We start from the raw sequence: 16,877 nt of genomic DNA on the forward strand, positions 1-16,877 counted from the left end.
AATCTAAAACGCCAACGGACCATCCAGTTCCTTTACCTGCCATGGCAGACCATGCCGGTTAAGCATATCCATAAACGGATCAGGGTCCATCTGCTCCATGTTGAACACGCCTTCCCCTGCCCACACGCCATCAAGGATCAACGCCGCGCCGATCATCGCCGGGACGCCGGTGGTGTAGCTTACAGCCTGATTGCCGGTTTCGGCATAGGCCGCCTCATGGTCGCAGATATTGTTGATGTAATAGGTCTTTTCCGAACCATCTTTGGCGATGCCGGTAGCGATATCGCCGATATTGGTCTTGCCCTTGGTGGTTTCGCCGAGGGAAGCGGGCTCGGGCAGCACCGCTTTCAGGAATTGCAGCGGGATGATCTCCTTGCCCTCATACAGCACTGGATCAATCCGCGTCATGCCGACATTTTGCAGCACTTCCAGATGCGTCAGATAGGCATCGCCGAATGTCATCCAGAAGCGGATGCGCTGTATCTCGGGGATATGCGTTTTCAGGCTCTCAATCTCCTCATGATACATGAGGTACATATTCTTCTCGCCCACACCCTCGAAAGTGAAGCTCTGCTTATGGCTGAGCGCCGGAGTTTCCACCCATTCGCCCTTTTCCCAATGGCGCGCAGGCGCAGTGACTTCACGGATATTGATTTCCGGGTTGAAATTGGTGGCGAAATGCTGGCCATGATCGCCGCCATTGCAGTCGAGAATATCGAGCGTATCGATGCGGTCGAGATAATGCTTCTTGAGATACGCCGCGAAAACGCTGGTGACGCCGGGGTCAAAACCCGAGCCGAGCAGCGCCATAACCCCCGCCTGTTTGAAGCGCTCATGATAGGCCCATTGCCAATGATATTCGAACTTGGCCTCGTCGCGCGGCTCATAATTGGCGGTGTCCATATAGTGGACTTTCGTTTCCAGACAGGCATCCATGATCGCCAGATCCTGATAGGGCAGGGCGAGGTTGCAGACGAGATCAGGCTTGACCTGATTGATCAGCGCCACCGTTGCGGGCACATCATCGGCATTCAGCGCATGTGTCTCTATGGTCACGCCGGTGCGCTCCTTGACCGATTGGGCAATCACCTCGCATTTGCTGACCGTGCGGCTTGCGAGGATGATATGCGCGAAGGTATCGCGGCCCGCCGCCTGTAGCTGCGCCATCTTGTGCACCGCGACCGATCCGACACCGCCGGCACCGATAACCAATATCCTGCCCAAATCCCTGCTCCTCAGATTTTGATGATGGAAAGCTGTTTGCGGCCACCATATAGAGACAAGCCATGACTGCACCAAGTCCCTTGATCCACCCTGATCGCGCGCCGTCTGCCGAGGGTGTCGCGCGCGCTGCGGAGAAGGTCGCGGCGATCCTGCCGCCGACGCCATTGCTGCCGCTGGAGATCGACGGTACGACCATCTGGTGCAAGGCGGAATGCCTGCAGCCGATTGGCGCATTCAAGATCCGTGGCGGGTGGCACCGGCTGACCGATCTGACCGAGGAACAGCGCGACAAAGGTGTGGTTGCCTTTTCCAGTGGCAACCATGCCCAGGGCGTGGCCTGGGCGGCACAGAGGCTGGGCATTGCCGCGACCATCATCATGCCCTCCAATGCCCCGGCGGCAAAGATGCGCGCGACCAAGGCGATGGGTGCCGGCGTTATCACCTATGACCGCATGACCGGATCGCGCGAGGCCATGGCCGCCGACATCGCCGCCGATACCGGAGCTACCATCGTGCCCAGCTTCGATGATCCGTGGATTATCGAAGGGCAGGGCAGTTGTGGCGCGGAGATATGCGAGCAGATTATCGCCCGCACCGGCGAAGCGCCCGATCAGCTTGTCGCCTGTTGCGGTGGTGGCGGGCTGGCAGCGGGCAGTGCGTTGGTCAATCCCGACGCGGCGATTACCGTGGTCGAACCCCAGGGCTGGGACGATATGCGCCGCTCGCTCGAACAAGGCGAGATCGTGCCGGTGGGCGACAATCCGCCGCCGACGCGCTGCGATGCTCTGCAAACGCTGCGGGTATCGCCGCTGACCTTCGGGGTGCTGCACGACCGCAATGCCAGCGGCATCGCGGTAAACGAAGCCGAGGTTGAGGATGCGATGCGCGTCGCCTTTGACCGGCTGCAGCTGGTGCTCGAACCGGGCGGCGCGGTGGCGCTGGCGGCGGTGCTGGCGGGCAAGGTACCGCTTACCGACCGGACCGCGGTCACACTCTCTGGCGGCAATGTCGATCCCGCTGTCTATGCTGGCATATTGGCGCGTGGCGCGTGAATGAGAAATGCGCCCTGACGCTGCTGCTCGAGCAGGTGGCCAGGGGCGATCAGGCAGCGCTGCCACAGCTATACCAGCGCACATCGGCCAAGCTGTTCGGCATCTGCCTGATGATCTGTCGCGACCGGATGATTGCAGAGGATGTGCTACAGAACAGCTATGTCAAAATCTGGCACAAAGCGCGCTATTTCGATCCGGGCAAGGCAAAGCCGATCAGCTGGATGGCGGCAATTGCCCGCAACAGCGCGATCGATGTAGTGCGCAAGCACAGCCGCCTGGCGGAGCGCGAGGAACTGCAGGAAGAGATGGTGATCGATAATCTGGTTACGGAGTTGGAGCGCGATGATGATGCGCGCCATGTCAAACTGTGTCTCGACAGGCTGGAATCGGATCGTGCTCTGGCCATCCGCAGCGCCTTTTACGAAGGGCTGAGCTACAGCCAGGTTGCACAGCGGATGGACGTGCCGCTAGGAACGATGAAAAGCTGGATAAGGCGGGCCATGGCGCAATTGCGACGCTGCCTGGATGGTGTGAAGACATGACGATCAGTGGCAAGGACAAGGATGTTCTGGCGGGGGAGCTGGCACTGGGGGTGCTCGAGGGGCAGGAGCGCGCCGATGCGTTGCGCAAACTCCTTTCCGATCCCGATTTTGCCGAACGCGTCGAGCATTGGCGCCAGGATCTGGGCGGGCTTTATGATGCACTGCCCGAGGTCGAGCCATCGCCGCATGTATGGCAGAATATCGCGCAGGAGATTTCTGGTGCCGGAGCAGTGGAAACTCTGCCGCCACAGACCGATGGTGCAGTGGCCTTTTGGCGGCGCAGCGCCATTGTCTCCGGCGCGGTCGCAGCGGCACTGATGGTGGCGCTTGTGCTGCCGCGCGGCGAGGCACCATCGCCGCAACTGGCGCAGGGCAGTGATACGCAACAGCAGCAATATGCCTTTGCCCGGTTCGACAGCAATATCGAAGGTCTGATACTGGCAGCGCGCTTCGACAATGCGGCGGCGAAGCTGCGGGTGCGCGTCGAGGGCATGCCCGATACCGAAACTGTGCCAGTGTTATGGGTGGTCGGCGCCGGGGGCGAGGTGCGACCGCTGGGCATTGTCAACCGCAGCGGCGAGACGGTGCTGGCGGTGGCGGACGGGCCACGCGGACTGATCCGTGATGGCGCACAATTCTCGGTGTCGATGGAGCCTGAAAGCGATACGCCGCACACACAGCCGACCTCCGATTTTGTTGCGCAGGGCACCATCACCACCATCTGATCCAAAAAAATTTCTCCCATAGTGCATCCGTTTGGCGATGCGCGCCGTAACTGCTGGCGCATCACCCCCCGATGCGTTTCTTTTGGGAGATACTCATGACCAATATTGCCACCCGTTTCCTCGTCCTTGCCAGCGCCGCACTGGTTGCGGGCACCGCCATCCCGGCCCATGCCGGCAGTCATCAGCGCGGCCAGACCATTGTCCAGAAGGCGGCCAGCCTCGATGATTTCTCGACGCTGGTGACTGCGGTCAAGGCTGCCGACCTGGTGGACACGCTGTCGAGCAAGGGGCCGTTCACCGTGTTTGCGCCGAACAATGCCGCCTTTGCCAAGCTTCCCGACGGCACCGTCGCCACGCTGGTCAAGCCTGAGAACAAGGCGCTACTGCAGAAAATCCTGACCTATCATGTGGTCGCAGGCCGGGTCACTGGAGAGGATATTCTCGCTTCGATCCAGACTGGTGGCGGTCGGGCCACACTAAAAACCGTTGAAGGTGGTAATCTGACCGCATCGCTGGACTCACATGGTGCGATCATCCTGACCGACGAAAAGGGCGGGCAGTCCAGGGTCAAAGCAGCTGACATCAGCCAGTCCAATGGCGTCATTCATGTCATCGACACGGTTGTTATGCCGTCCTGACCGCATAGCAAGAACCTGTCGGAAGCGGCGCCGCATGGTCTGCGGCGCCGTTTTTGTGCGCGGGCGGAGCAATGCCTTTCCGTTACAAATCCGCAATTTTACTGTCACCGGCGAGTCATCGCCTGCCCCTAGGGCAACCGGATAGCCAGCCGGGGGATATGTGATGGCACTGAAGCTGAAAAATACCAAAATCCGCGACGCAGTGCAGCTGCATGGGTCGGAAGGCAAACAGGGTTTGCTGGAGAAGGCCTTCTCCTTCGCCTTTCGCGGTCTTGTCTATGCGCAGATCTGGGAAGACCCGGTGGTCGATATGGAGGCATTGCAGATCACGCCCGAGACCCGGATGATCACCATCGCCAGTGGTGGCTGCAATGCCATGTCCTATCTGGTGGATGATCCGGCGGAAATTATCGCGGTCGATCTCAATACCGCGCATATTGCCTATAACCGGCTCAAGGTTGCGGCGATCAAGCATCTGCCCAATCACAATAGCCTGTACCGCTTTTTCGGCCTTGCCAATCGCAAGGAGAATATCACCGCCTATAAACAATATCTCGCGCCGCATCTCGACGATATGACGCGCAGCTATTGGGAAGGGCGGGACCTGATCGGTCGCAAGCGGATATCGGGTTTCAAGAAAGGCATTTACCGCACCGGACTGCTGGGCAATTTTATCGGCCTCGCGCATCTGCTCGCCAAGCTTTACAAGATCGATCTGAGCGCCTTGCTGCGGGCTGAGAGCATCGAAGAACAGCGTCAGATTTTCGAGGAAAAGCTGGCCCCGGTGTTCGACAAGAAATTCATCCGCTGGCTCACTGACCAGCCGGCATCGCTCTTTGGCCTTGGTATCCCGCCAGCGCAGTTCGAGGCGCTGGCAGGTGATGACAAAATGGCCAATGTGCTGCGCAAGCGTCTGGAAAAGCTGGCCTGTGAATTTGAAATCAAGGACAATTATTTTGCCTGGCAAGCCTTTGGCCGTGGCTATGGTCGCCAGGCCAATATCGCGCTGCCGCCCTATTTACAGCATGCAAATTACGAGCAGGTGCGCGACCGGGTCGACCGGGTCGACATCCGTCATGCCAATTTCATCGAACTGCTCGAGGCAGAGGATGCCGCTTCACTCGACCGCTATGTGCTGCTCGATGCACAGGACTGGATGAGTGATGCCGAGCTCAACCGGCTCTGGGGTCAGATCACCCGCACCGCACGGCCTGGCGCGCGGGTGCTGTTCCGAACCGCGGCAGAGCCCAGCCTGCTGCCGGGGCGGGTGACACCGGACATTCTCGACCGCTGGGACTATCGCGCTCAGGAATCGCATGATTACACCCGGCGCGACCGCTCCTCGATATATGGCGGCGTACATCTCTATATCCTGAAAAACTGACGTCATGCCGTCACCTGATGCCAGCGCGCATGCCGAGCAGATGGACGATATCTATGGCGGGATACAGCGGCACATCTATGATGTGACCCGCAAATATTATCTGCTCGGTCGTGACAGCCTGATTGCGGCATTACAACCGGGCGAGGGGCAGAATATCCTTGAAGTCGGATGCGGCACCGCGCGCAATTCCATCGTCGCGGCGCGGCAATTTCCCCAGGCCCGGTTCTTCGGTTTCGATATTTCCAGCGCGATGCTGGCGAGCGCGTCGAAATCGGTGGCGAAGGCGGGTCTGGACGAACGCATCGCCTTGACTCAGGGCGATGCCACGGATTTTCAACCACAGTCGGCCTTTGGCATTGCCAAGTTCGACCGGGTCTTCTGTTCCTACACGCTGTCGATGATCCCCGACTGGCAGGCGACGATCCGCAACAGCCTGTCCTTGCTCGCCGATGGCGGCGAATTGCTTATCGTCGATTTCGGTGACCAGCATGGTTGGCCGGGTTTCTTCCGCCGCATGCTCTATGGCTGGCTGGCCCGGTTCCAGGTGACGCCGCGCACTGAACTCGGCGATTTCTGCCAGCAACTGGCGGTGGACCATGGCGTGCAATGCAAAGTTCGCCAGCGCTATCGCGGTTATGCGATCATGATTACGATTACCAACACAGGGTTTGCTGGCGCTTAACGCACCATATTGCGCAGCGTTGCGATGTGGTCGGCTTCATCTGCCGGTTTGTCGCGCCTGATCCGTGAGATACGCGGAAAACGCATCGCCAGCCCCGATTTATGCCGTTTGCTGTCATGCACCGAGTCGAAAGCGACTTCCAGCACCAGCGTTTTCTCCACCTCGCGCACCGGGCCGAAACGGTTGACGGTGTTTTGCCGGACAAAGCGGTCGAGCCATTTCAGCTCATCATCGGTGAAGCCGGAATAGGCCTTGCCGACCGGATAAAGCTCGCCCTCCTCGGTCCAACAACCGAAAGTATAGTCGGAATAGAAGGATGAGCGCTTGCCCGATCCGCGCTGGGCATACATCATCACGCAATCGGCAATCAGTGGGTCACGCTTCCATTTATACCACAATCCGGTCTTGCGCCCCGGCACATACAGGCTGTCACGGCGCTTGAGCATCACGCCCTCGATAGCGGCATCGCGGGTGCCATCGCGCAGTTTCGACAGCTCGTCAAAGCTGACTACATCGACAAGTTGTGACAGATCGAAGCGCTCGGGATCATATTCAGCAATAATCGCTTCGAGCCGTGCCCGTCTCTCGGTCCATGGCAGATCGCGCAGATCCTCCCCGCCATCGATCAACAGGTCGTAAAGCCTCACAAAAGCTGGGGATTCGCGCAACATCCTGGTCGAGACCTTTTTGCGGTTGAGCCGTTGTTGCAGCGCGTTAAAACTGGCCGCACCGCCACCATGCATATCGCTGCCCTGATCCTTGCCGCGCACCATCAGCTCGCCATCGGCGACCCCGGCGCGGGTGACATTATCAGCGATATCGGGAAAAGCGCTGGTGATGTCATCACCGCCCCGGCTGAACAGCTTGACCTCATTGCCGGTGGAGACGATCTGCACCCTTATGCCGTCCCATTTCCACTCGGCGACATAGTCCGCCATGTCGACCGTCTCATCCTCCAGCGGATGCGCCAGCATAAATGGCCGGAAATAGGGTGTACCGCTGATATCGGGTTTATCGGCGCGGCCCTCGCCCCAGGCAAAGAGCGAGGCATAGGGTGGCGACAGTGCATGCCACAGCTCTTCCACTGCATCGGTCTCGACCGCAAAGGCTTGTGCAAAGGCGGTTTTGGCCAGCCGCGCCGAGACGCCGACGCGCATCGCCCCTGTGGCCAGCTTGATCAGCGCATAGCGGCCATTGGCATCGAGTCTGTCGAGCATAGTGGTGACCATGGCGGGGGCGTCTTTGCGTGACACTGTCATAAGCTGATCGACCGCTTCGCCGAGCGGCAGCAATGTCATGTCTGTCGCATCGCGTCTTTTGGCGCTATCGGGCCAGATCAGCGCGATGGTTTCGGCACTGTCACCGACATAATCGCGGCTGAGCTTGAGCAGCACCGGATCAACCCGCTGCTCTGCAGCCTCCCGCACCGCCGACATTTTGACATTCGGAAAGTCGAGATCTCCGGTGAGCGCTGCCAGTGCCCAGCCGCGATCGGGATCGGGCGTGGTGCGCAGATAACCGGCGATCAGCGCCAGCTTGCCATTGCGCGAGCGGGTGTAGACAAGCCTGTCGATAAGCTGTGCAAAAGTCTGCATCAGCCATCATCCGCTTCATCACGGCCCACCAGCGTCAGGGCTCGCGCCCGGATCTGGTGCAGGCCACACCAGTGCACCAGCGCATCCTCGCGGCCATGGGTGACCCAGACTTCGCGCGGATTGACCTCGCGGATGGTGCTGGTCAGCTCGTCCCAGTCGGCGTGATCGGATAGAATGATCGGCAGTTCGACATTCCGCTGCCGCGCGCGCTGACGGATGCGCATCCAGCCCGAGGCCATGGCGGTAATCGGGTCGGGCAGGCGGCGGCTCCAGCGATCATTGAGCGCGGAGGGCGGGGCAAGAATAATATGCCCGGTCATATCCGCCTTTTCTGTGCCCGCCACCGGGCGCAGATCGCCAAGGTCGACACCGAGTTCGCCATAGAGATTGCACATTTTCTCCAGTGCCCCGTGGAGATAGATCGGCCTGTCATAGCCGAGCAGCCGCAGCTCGGCGATGACCCGTTGTGCCTTGCCCAGCGCATAGGCGCCGATCAGCACCGAGCGCTTGGGCTGCGCATCGAGCAGGGCCAGTACCTTGGCCAGTTCCTCCTGTGTCGGCGGATGGCGAAACACCGGCAGCGCAAAGGTCGCCTCGGTGATGAACACATCGCAGGGCACTATCTCGAACGGGGCGCAGGTCGGGTCGGGTCGGCGCTTGTAATCGCCGGTGACCACCACCGTTTCCCCCTGATATTCCAGTCTGATCTGCGCCGACCCGAGCACATGGCCCGCCGGGTGATAGCTCACGGTTACGCCCCTGAGATCGAGGCTTTCACCATAGGCCATGGCATAGCCCTCATCGCCGGTGGCATAGCGCAAACCCATGATCGCCAGTGTTTCAGGTGTTGCGAAAACACGTTTGTGTCCGCCACGCGCATGATCGGCATGGCCATGGGTGACCAAAGCCGTATCGACCGCACGCATCGGGTCGATCCATGCATCGGCAGGTTTGACATAAATGCCGTAGGGATGCGGTTCGATCCAGTCGCTCTCCATGCAGCGAATGTGGCCGCTGGCCGCGTATAGTCAAGTTTGTTGACGTTGGTGATATATGTAAATAATACAGTCATGGGCAGGGTATGGAGGGAGTAGCGCCCGTGCTTATGACAATCTCGAAAAGGCTGCCGATGGTTGCGGCCTGTCTTTCACTCTTTCTGGCTGGAAACGCCGCTGCACAAAGTGAGGAACCGCCGGTCAGGGATGACGCCCCGGTGGAAGTCATGATCTTCGGCACCTATCATTTTGCCAATCCCGGCCAGGATGTGGTCAATATGGAGGTCGCCGATGTACGGACGCCAAAGCGCCAGGCGGAGCTGGAGCAGCTGGTCAAGGTGCTGGCCGAGTGGAAACCTGATCGCGTCCTTGTCGAAACACAGCGTCCTGCGCCCGGCTTTGAAGATGAAGGATATGAACAGTTCAGCAAGGCCATGCTTGCGGAAAACCGCAATGAAATCGTCCAGGTCGGCTATCGCCTTGCAGCAATGCTGGGGCATGAAGCGGTTTATGGTTTTGATGAACAGCCTTCCGAGGGAGAGCCCGATTACTTCCCGATGGGAAAAGTGATGGCCTATGCCCAAGCGAATGACATGGGCGATATCCTGCAGGGCATGGTTGCTCAGGTCTGGGAAAAAACGGCTAAACAACAGGCTGCACAGACAAAGCAGACAATCGCCGAAACACTGGTTGAGCATAATGATCCGCAGACAGTGCTGCCGATGCACAATGCGCTATATTATGGCCTGCTCGCATTTGGTGACGGTAATGATCAGCCAGGCGCAGAACTCAACGCCTATTGGTATATGCGCAATGCAAAGATGTTCGGGAAAATGCAGCTTATTGCCGAACCGGGGGAGCGGATTTTTGTCCTTGTCGGCAGTGGTCATGCCTATTGGCTGCGCCATTTTGTCGAGCAAACACCGGGCTATGTGCTGACAGATACCATGCCTTTTCTGCGGGCGGCGATAGATGGTGAACAAGCTGCAGAAGCTCCGGACATGGCGGAATAGGTTCCTGCTATTGCCATGATGGGGCCGGTCAGGCCGCCATTTTCAGTGCCAGCCGGTCCCATATCTCCACCAGACCCTGTGTCAGCTCGCGCATCATAGCCTCGTCATGCGCCGGTCCCGGGGTGAAGCGCAGCCTTTCGGTACCGCGCGGCACGGTGGGGAAATTGATCGGCTGCACATAGACGCCATATTCGGCCAGCAAAATGTCGCTGATCTGCTTGGCTTTGACCGGATCGCCGACCATCAGCGGTACGATATGGGTCGTTGATGGCATCACCGGCAGTCCGGCATCGGCAAGCATTGTTTTGAGCGTTTCCGCTGCGGCCATCTGCGCCTCGCGCTCCTCGCTCGAGGCCTTGAGGTGGCGCACACTGGCCAGCGCGCCGGCAACCAGTACCGGCGACAGGCTGGTGGTGAAGATAAAACCCGGCGCGTAGGATCGGATGACGTCGATAATCCGCGCATCAGCCGCGATATAGCCACCCATTACGCCAAAGGCCTTGCCCAGCGTGCCTTCGATAATGGTGATGCGTTCCGCCGCTTCGTCACGCTCGGAAATGCCACCGCCTCGTGGGCCGTACATCCCGACGGCATGGACCTCATCGATATAGGTGAGCGCATTATATTTGTCGGCGAGATCGCAGATGGCGTGGATCGGTGCGACATCGCCATCCATCGAATAGACGCTCTCAAAGGCAATAAGCTTGGGTGCATCGGGGTCGGCGGCGGCGAGCAGCCCTTCCAGATGCGCCATGTCATTATGGCAGAATACGTGCTTCTCGCATCCGGCGTTGCGGATGCCGGCGATCATGCTGGCATGGTTGAGCTCGTCGGAAAAAATGATGCAGCCCGGAAGGACTTTCGCCAGTGTCGAGAGTGTCGCATCATTGGAGACATAGCCCGAGGTAAAGAGCAGCGCCGCGTCCTTGTCATGCAAATCAGCCAGTTCGCGCTCCAGATCGACATGATAATGGGTGTTGCCGCCGATATTGCGGGTGCCGCCCGAGCCGGCGCCGACATCGTGCAGCGCTTCTTCCATCGCCTCGATTACCCTGGGGTGCTGCCCCATTGTGAGATAGTCGTTCGAGCACCAGACGGTGATCGGCTTGGGACCATTATGTCCGGCGAAACAGCGGGCATTGGGATAGGCACCCTTGTTGCGCAATATATCGATGAAAACCCGATAACGCCCCTCGCTGTGCAGCCGGTCAATGGCGCTGTCGAAAACCTGATCGTAATCCACGCAATCCTCACTCTGCTCTATGACTGCCTTGCGCCCATCGGCGCCGCCTAGCGCAAACGCCATCACTGTACCAGCGGGCCAGCCACTTGATTGAGCGCCGGGCCGGCTGTGACCGTGTAAACGCGGGACCCCGACTTTGGTTGCGATTATCCGTGTGAATAATGGCTTCATGCATCCGGCTTGTTCCGGACCACTATGTGAAACGCATTGATCGGTCCAACGGATTAATGCGTTTTCACTAAATGGATTTTTCACTTAATGCCATCCCGAACGACTGCATTTTGCTGTGCGTTCAAAGAGTCTCGAACGCTGCGAAACCCATTTGGGATAGCTGGGAGTGATAGGGAATCAGTGCATCGCTTTCCGCAGTCGTGACGAAGATATTACCCTTTGACTCCTGTGGCCATTCGCGCTCGCCAGAGAGATAGGCAATGCGGCGAGCAATCCCGTCGGCACCATCTATCAGCACGATCCCTTGTGGTAGCAGTGATGTCAGTTCGGTGCGCAGCAGCGGGAAATGGGTGCAGGCCAGCACGATTATGTCGAGCTGATTGCCACCAGGTTGTTGCCGCAATCCGTTCAGCGCGGCTTCAAGGACCTGCATGTCAACCGGCTCACCGCGCAGCTTGGCCTCTGCCTCGTCTACCAGATCGGGGGCGCCATGGCGCAACAGCCGGGTGTCCGGCCCGTGGGCATCGTGCAACCGGTCGACATAGGGCTGACGGATCGTCGCCTGGGTGCCGAGCACGCCGATTACCTTGCTTTGCGTCATGAGCGCTGCCGGTTTAATCGCCGGAACGGTACCGACCACCGGAGTGCTCAGCGCCGAGCGGACATGTTCCAGTGCCACGGTCGATGCAGTGTTGCAGGCGATGGTGACGGTCTGCGGCGCATAGCGTTCGACCAGCCGCCCCAGTATTGCCGGCACACGTGCGGCTATCTCCGTCTCGCTGCGCGTCCCATAGGGAAAACCGGCGAAATCGGCGGCATAGACTATTGGTGCTGTCGGCAGCAGCGCACGCAGGCTGTGATATATGGAAAGCCCGCCAATGCCGGAATCGAGCAGCAGCAGCGGCTGATCATGTGTTGCCATGGCCAGCCTCTAGCATGTGGGTCGCAGTGATCAACTGTGCCGGAGAAATTTCACCGGCACCGCCTCTGTCTCGTCATCGCCCTTGCCCGGCACCATGGCCTCGCCTAGTCCTAAGGCAGGATCCGGCACGACGCCATGACGAAAGGGCCGTTTTTCATGTTCGACAATAGCAGCATCTGGCTCGGCCTTCTGCTCGGTTATGCGCTGGGATCGATTCCCTTCGGCCTTGTGCTGACCCGCCTGACCGGCGCTGGCGATCTGCGCGCCATCGGCTCGGGCAATATCGGTGCAACCAATGTCCTGCGCACCGGGCGCAAGGGACTGGCGGCGGCGACGCTGCTGCTCGACCTGGCCAAGGGTGCAGTGCCGGTGCTGGTTGCACAGGCGCTTTGGCCCGGCACCAATGGTGCGCTTGCCGCCGGGGCAGGGGCATTTCTTGGCCATCTCTATCCGCTATGGCTCGGTTTCAGGGGCGGTAAGGGCGTGGCGACGTTGATGGGCGTCTGTCTCGGCCTGGTCTGGTCCATCGGTGCGATTTACGCTCTGGTATGGCTTGGGACACTCGCGGTTACCCGCTACTCCTCGCTCTCGGGGATGCTCGCAGCGATCATTGCGCCGGTTTCGGCGATATTTTTCGCCTTGCCTAATATCGCCATGCTGCTGGCCGGATGCGCTGCTCTGGTGCTGTGGCGGCATCGTGACAACATCGCCAGGCTGACACGCGGCGAAGAGCCCAAGGTCGGTCAGGGCAAAAAGGCATAATCCCGTTATGGCGCGCGACCGGAAAGATCTTGTTGCTGCGCTGCAACTCGCCCGGTCGCGTAATGTGGGACCGGTAGCTTATCACCATCTGGTCAACCGTTTTGGCAGTGCCGCTGGGGCGTTGCAGGCCTTGCCCGACCTAGCCGCGCGCAGTGGCAAGAGCCGCGTCACCATCGCCCGCGAACAGGATATGCTGCGCGAGATTGATGCGGTAGAGCGATTTGGTGCCCGCCATGTGCTCAGCGATGATAGGGATTATCCGCTGCTGCTGCGGCATATGGACAGCCCGCCACCGGTGCTGATCGTCGCTGGCGATACCGCGCTGGCGGCGCAGCCGACGCTGGCGATGGTAGGCGCACGCAACAGTTCGGCAGCGGCGCGCAAGCTGGCATTTCAGCTGGCGCGTGGTCTGGCGCAGCAGGGCGTGGTCACCGTTTCCGGCCTGGCGCGCGGCATTGATACCCAGGCGCATCAAGGCGCGATTGGCGGCAGTGATGACAGCACAGCAAACACGGTGGCGGTCATCGCTTCGGGCATAGATCTGGAATATCCCCCCGAAAATGCTGACTTGCAGCGCGATATTGCGGCACGCGGTCTGTTGATCACCGAATATCCGCCAGGCACCGAACCGCTGGCGCGAAACTTTCCGTTTCGCAACCGAATCATTGCCGGGCTATCCTGTGCAACACTGGTGGTTGAGGCAGCGCCGCGTTCGGGTTCGCTGATTACCGCCAGGCTGGCCAATGAGCAGGGACGCGAAGTGCTGGCCATTCCCGGCTCGCCGCTCGATGCGCGTTCCGAAGGCTGTAACGGCCTGATCCGCGACGGCGCGACGCTGGTACGCAATGTCGAGGATATCGTGGAGGCACTGGCCAATATCGGCGAAATCACACCACGGCCGCCACAGGACAATGGGCACGGACCGGTTCAGTCCCGTCTGCTCGAAACACCCTCGGCAGAGCCTGTTGCTCAGTCCGGACCGGTCATGGCTGCGGATATCACCGCATCGGACCATGACCGGATTTCCGCCCATCTCAGCTTTGCACCGATCACCCCGGACGACCTTGCCATATTGAGCGATATGCCCGTCGAGCAAGTGCAAGCGGTGCTGGTGGAACTGGAGATTGGCGGCCAGCTGACCCGGCTTGCCGGTGGCAAGGTGCAACGCGCAGAAGCCTCCTGAGCGACACAGCTTTTACCACGAAAAGCTGGACGGCACTGGACAAAAGCGATAACCGCGCCCACCTAACTGCTCACAGCGTAACGACTTTGAAAGGCCGGACCCCCTAATGCAGCTCGTCATTGTCGAATCTCCCGCCAAGGCCAAAACCATCGAAAAATATCTCGGCGGAGACTTTCGCGTGCTCGCCTCTTATGGCCATGTCCGCGACCTGCCGCCCAAGGACGGTTCGGTAGATCCGGATAATGGTTTTGCCATGACCTGGCAGAATTATGGTGACAAGACCAAGCAGCTCAAAGCGATCACCGATCTGGCGAAACAGTCGGATCGCGTGGTGCTGGCGACCGACCCTGATCGCGAGGGTGAGGCGATCAGCTGGCATGTGCTCGAAGTGCTGAAAAAGCGCAAGGCGCTACCGTCAAAGGTCGATCGGGTCACTTTCAACGCCATCACCAAAAAGGCTGTGCTGGATGCCATGGCCAGGCCGCGTGGTCTCGATGACGACCTGATCGACGCTTATCGTGCGCGCCGTGCGCTCGATTATCTGGTCGGCTTCACCCTTTCACCTGTGCTGTGGCGCAAGCTGCCGGGCGCCAAGTCCGCCGGACGGGTGCAGTCGGTGGCCCTGCGGCTCGTCGTCACTCGTGAGCGCGAGATCGAAGCTTTTGTAGCGCAGGAATATTGGTCGGTCACCGCCGAGCTGGAACAGGGGGGACAGCGCTTCACCGGACGTCTGGTGCAGCTCAATGGCGAAAAAGTCGAGAAGCTGTCTATTGGCGACAAGGGCGCGGCCGAGGCGGCTAAGAAGATCGTTGAAGACAGCACTTTCCGCGTCGAGACTGTCGAAACCAAGCCGATGCGGCGCAACCCGCCGCCGCCTTTCACCACATCGACGCTGCAGCAGGAGGCCGCCCGCAAGCTCGGTTTTGCCGCCAGCCACACAATGCGCATTGCCCAGCGTCTCTATGAGGATGGCGCGATCACTTATATGCGGACCGACGGGGTGCAGATGGACGAGAGCGCCATCGCTGCTGCACGCAACGCTATTTCCAGCCGCTATTCGGGCGGTTATCTACCGGAAAAACCGCGCCATTACAGCAGCAAGGCCAAGAATGCCCAAGAAGCGCATGAGGCGATCCGGCCGACCGATTTCAGCCGTGCCAAGGCCGGCAGTGGCGATCATGCCAGGCTCTATGAACTGATCTACAAGCGCGCCCTGGCGAGCCAGATGGCATCGGCTTCGCTGGAACGGACCACGGTATCGCTGCTCGACGGCACCGGCCAGCATGGCCTGCGCGTCACCGGGCAGGTGGTCAAATTCCCGGGATTCCTGACTCTGTATGAGGAAGGCTCGGACGATAGTCGCGATGAGGAGGAAGGCATCCTTCCGCCGATGCACAAGGGCGACTGCCCGACCTGCCACAAGGTCGACACCACCCAGCATTTCACCCAGCCTCCGCCGCGCTATAGCGAGGCGAGCCTGGTCAAGACGCTGGAGGAAAAGGGCATTGGCCGTCCATCGACCTACGCCTCTATCCTCCAGGTGCTGAAGGACCGTGGCTATGTCCGGGTTGAGAAGAACCGCTTCTTCGCCGAGGAAAGCGGGCGATTGCTGGTTAGTTTCCTTGAGCGCTTTTTTACCCGTTATGTCGAATATGACTTCACCGCCGATCTGGAAGAACAGCTTGATGATGTCAGCGGCGGCCGCGAAGACTGGCAGCAGCTGCTGAGCGCCTTCTGGCGCGACTTCAAGCCCAAGACCGAAGAGGTCATGGAACAGAAGCCGTCGGACATCACCAAGGAACTCGATGCCTTTCTGGAACCCTATCTGTTCCCGAAAAAGGAAGATGGCAGTGATCCACGCGCATGCCCCGCCTGTGCCGATGGCAAACTGGCGCTGCGCGGCGGTCGCTATGGTGCCTTTGTCGCCTGTTCCAACTATCCCGAGTGTAAATATACCCGCCGCTTCGCTCAGCCGGGCGGTGCCAATGATGGCGAAGACCAGGGTGACCAGCTGCTGGGACAGGATCCGGAAACAGGCAAGGATGTCAGCCTGAAAACCGGACGGTTTGGTCCCTATATCGAATGTGCAGCCGATGAGGGCGAAAAACCGAAACGCGCCTCACTGCCCAAGGATTTGCCGCGCGCCGATGTCGATCTCGACTGGGCGCTCAAGCTGCTGTCGTTGCCACGTGTGCTTGGGGGTCATCCTGAAACCGGAAAGGAAATCTCTGCCAGCATAGGACGTTACGGGCCATATCTGGTCCATGATGGAAAATATGCAAAACTGCAATCCACCGCCGAGGTGTTCGAGACCGGAATGAATGCGGCGGTGGTGAAGCTGGCTGAAGCGGCAAAACGTCCAGGCCGAGGCCGGACGGCACAGGAGCCGCTCAAGGTGCTCGGCAAGAACCCCGAGACTGAGGCGGATATCAAACTGATGGATGGCCGCTACGGTCCCTATGTCACCGATGGCACGACCAATGCGACCATTCCGCGCGACAAGGACAAGGATACGATCACGTTGGATGAGGCGCTGACGCTGATTGCCGAACGCGCTGCCAAAGGTCCGGCAAAGAAGCGCAAAAAAGCTCCGGCTAAGAAAAAGACGACAGCAAGGAAGAAGCCGGCAGCCAAGAAAAAGGCTGCGGCGAAAAGCGGGAAATAGCCTCTCTCAATCCGTGCGCCCTGAGCCTGTCGGAGTCGCAGATAGTGCGCCGCACCAACGGCCGTTCTCCACCTTGAAAGC

Annotated in this window: 15 protein-coding genes; 10 read left to right on the forward strand and 5 right to left on the reverse strand. The window is 59.7% G+C overall.

The features are described 5' to 3' along the window. Window positions 1–3: 3 nt before the first annotated feature. Window positions 4–1,224, reverse strand: a complete 1,221-nt coding sequence (locus AAFX04_06030) for a saccharopine dehydrogenase family protein (GenBank protein MEO1044979.1) — start codon at window positions 1,222–1,224, stop codon at window positions 4–6. A 62-nt stretch (window positions 1,225–1,286) separates the two neighbouring features. On the opposite strand from AAFX04_06030, the gene AAFX04_06035 reads away from it, so the two are divergent. From AAFX04_06035 to AAFX04_06060, 6 genes are all read left to right on the forward strand, one after another. Further along, window positions 1,287–2,276, forward strand: coding sequence for a pyridoxal-phosphate dependent enzyme (locus AAFX04_06035; protein ID MEO1044980.1), 990 nt, complete (start codon window positions 1,287–1,289; stop codon window positions 2,274–2,276). After that, the gene (locus AAFX04_06040; GenBank protein MEO1044981.1) at window positions 2,273–2,818 is read left to right on the forward strand and encodes a sigma-70 family RNA polymerase sigma factor; all 546 of its coding nucleotides are present in this window, start codon (window positions 2,273–2,275) and stop codon (window positions 2,816–2,818) included. The genes AAFX04_06035 and AAFX04_06040 overlap by 4 nt, the downstream gene beginning before the upstream one ends. Beyond that, window positions 2,815–3,543: an anti-sigma factor gene (locus AAFX04_06045; GenBank protein MEO1044982.1), complete on the forward strand. Its 729-nt coding sequence runs from the start codon at window positions 2,815–2,817 to the stop codon at window positions 3,541–3,543. Before AAFX04_06040 ends, AAFX04_06045 begins: the two co-directional genes overlap by 4 nt. Window positions 3,544–3,638: 95 nt before the next feature. Then, window positions 3,639–4,181: a fasciclin domain-containing protein gene (locus tag AAFX04_06050; protein ID MEO1044983.1), complete on the forward strand. Its 543-nt coding sequence runs from the start codon at window positions 3,639–3,641 to the stop codon at window positions 4,179–4,181. Window positions 4,182–4,344: 163 nt separating this feature from the next. Next, window positions 4,345–5,565, forward strand: a complete 1,221-nt coding sequence (locus AAFX04_06055) for a DUF3419 family protein (GenBank protein ID MEO1044984.1) — start codon at window positions 4,345–4,347, stop codon at window positions 5,563–5,565. A 4-nt stretch (window positions 5,566–5,569) separates the two neighbouring features. Next, on the forward strand, window positions 5,570–6,247 hold the full coding sequence (locus AAFX04_06060; GenBank protein MEO1044985.1) for a class I SAM-dependent methyltransferase: 678 nt from the start codon (window positions 5,570–5,572) through the stop codon (window positions 6,245–6,247). Here the strand turns inward: AAFX04_06060 and AAFX04_06065 are convergent. Together AAFX04_06065 and AAFX04_06070 are read right to left on the reverse strand one after the other, a co-directional pair. Then, window positions 6,244–7,842, reverse strand: coding sequence for a cisplatin damage response ATP-dependent DNA ligase (locus AAFX04_06065; GenBank protein MEO1044986.1), 1,599 nt, complete (start codon window positions 7,840–7,842; stop codon window positions 6,244–6,246). The two genes, AAFX04_06060 and AAFX04_06065, sit on opposite strands and share 4 nt — an antisense overlap. After that, window positions 7,842–8,840 carry a ligase-associated DNA damage response exonuclease gene (locus tag AAFX04_06070; GenBank protein MEO1044987.1) on the reverse strand — a complete coding sequence of 333 codons (999 nt, stop codon included), beginning with the start codon at window positions 8,838–8,840 and terminating at the stop codon, window positions 7,842–7,844. The genes AAFX04_06065 and AAFX04_06070 overlap by 1 nt, the downstream gene beginning before the upstream one ends. Window positions 8,841–8,947: 107 nt before the next feature. Here AAFX04_06070 and AAFX04_06075 point away from each other — a divergent pair, with 107 nt between their 5' ends. After that, a complete protein-coding gene (locus AAFX04_06075) occupies window positions 8,948–9,850 on the forward strand; it encodes a DUF5694 domain-containing protein (protein ID MEO1044988.1) in 903 nt (300 codons plus the stop codon). 28 nt (window positions 9,851–9,878) lie between these two features. Here the strand turns inward: AAFX04_06075 and hemA are convergent, their stop codons facing one another. After that, on the reverse strand, window positions 9,879–11,093 hold the full coding sequence (hemA, locus tag AAFX04_06080) for a 5-aminolevulinate synthase (GenBank protein ID MEO1044989.1): 1,215 nt from the start codon (window positions 11,091–11,093) through the stop codon (window positions 9,879–9,881). A gap of 292 nt (window positions 11,094–11,385) precedes the next feature. Then, window positions 11,386–12,186, reverse strand: a complete 801-nt coding sequence (gene murI / locus AAFX04_06085; protein ID MEO1044990.1) for a glutamate racemase — start codon at window positions 12,184–12,186, stop codon at window positions 11,386–11,388. A 135-nt stretch (window positions 12,187–12,321) separates the two neighbouring features. Between murI and plsY the strand changes: the two genes are divergently transcribed. The 3 genes from plsY (at window position 12,322) to topA (ending at window position 16,796) form a co-directional block, all read left to right on the forward strand. Beyond that, a complete protein-coding gene (plsY, locus tag AAFX04_06090) occupies window positions 12,322–12,948 on the forward strand; it encodes a glycerol-3-phosphate 1-O-acyltransferase PlsY (protein ID MEO1044991.1) in 627 nt (208 codons plus the stop codon). Window positions 12,949–12,955: 7 nt separating this feature from the next. Next, complete coding sequence (gene dprA / locus AAFX04_06095; protein ID MEO1044992.1) at window positions 12,956–14,131, forward strand: DNA-processing protein DprA; 1,176 nt, start codon at window positions 12,956–12,958, stop codon at window positions 14,129–14,131. Between the two features lie 106 nt (window positions 14,132–14,237). Further along, entirely contained in the window at window positions 14,238–16,796 is a 2,559-nt protein-coding gene (topA, locus tag AAFX04_06100) for a type I DNA topoisomerase (protein ID MEO1044993.1), read from the forward strand. The last annotated feature ends 81 nt before the right edge of the window (window positions 16,797–16,877 follow it).

The sequence above is a fragment of the Pseudomonadota bacterium genome, from assembly GCA_039818985.1.
Classification (GTDB): Bacteria; Pseudomonadota; Alphaproteobacteria; order Sphingomonadales; family Sphingomonadaceae; genus Alterisphingorhabdus.

What these genes read in the sequence shown, in the direction of transcription:
- AAFX04_06075 (MEO1044988.1), top strand. Translation starts at nt 8,948, where the DNA reads ATGACAATCTCGAAAAGGCTGCCGATGGTTGCGGCCTGTCTTTCACTC.
- plsY (MEO1044991.1), top strand. Translation starts at nt 12,322, where the DNA reads ATGACGAAAGGGCCGTTTTTCATGTTCGACAATAGCAGCATCTGGCTC.
- AAFX04_06050 (MEO1044983.1), top strand. Translation starts at nt 3,639, where the DNA reads ATGACCAATATTGCCACCCGTTTCCTCGTCCTTGCCAGCGCCGCACTG.
- topA (MEO1044993.1), top strand. Translation starts at nt 14,238, where the DNA reads ATGCAGCTCGTCATTGTCGAATCTCCCGCCAAGGCCAAAACCATCGAA.
- dprA (MEO1044992.1), top strand. Translation starts at nt 12,956, where the DNA reads ATGGCGCGCGACCGGAAAGATCTTGTTGCTGCGCTGCAACTCGCCCGG.
- AAFX04_06035 (MEO1044980.1), top strand. Translation starts at nt 1,287, where the DNA reads ATGACTGCACCAAGTCCCTTGATCCACCCTGATCGCGCGCCGTCTGCC.
- AAFX04_06065 (MEO1044986.1), bottom strand. Translation starts at nt 7,842, where the DNA reads ATGCAGACTTTTGCACAGCTTATCGACAGGCTTGTCTACACCCGCTCG.
- murI (MEO1044990.1), bottom strand. Translation starts at nt 12,186, where the DNA reads ATGGCAACACATGATCAGCCGCTGCTGCTGCTCGATTCCGGCATTGGC.
- AAFX04_06060 (MEO1044985.1), top strand. Translation starts at nt 5,570, where the DNA reads ATGCCGTCACCTGATGCCAGCGCGCATGCCGAGCAGATGGACGATATC.
- AAFX04_06045 (MEO1044982.1), top strand. Translation starts at nt 2,815, where the DNA reads ATGACGATCAGTGGCAAGGACAAGGATGTTCTGGCGGGGGAGCTGGCA.
- AAFX04_06070 (MEO1044987.1), bottom strand. Translation starts at nt 8,840, where the DNA reads ATGGAGAGCGACTGGATCGAACCGCATCCCTACGGCATTTATGTCAAA.
- AAFX04_06055 (MEO1044984.1), top strand. Translation starts at nt 4,345, where the DNA reads ATGGCACTGAAGCTGAAAAATACCAAAATCCGCGACGCAGTGCAGCTG.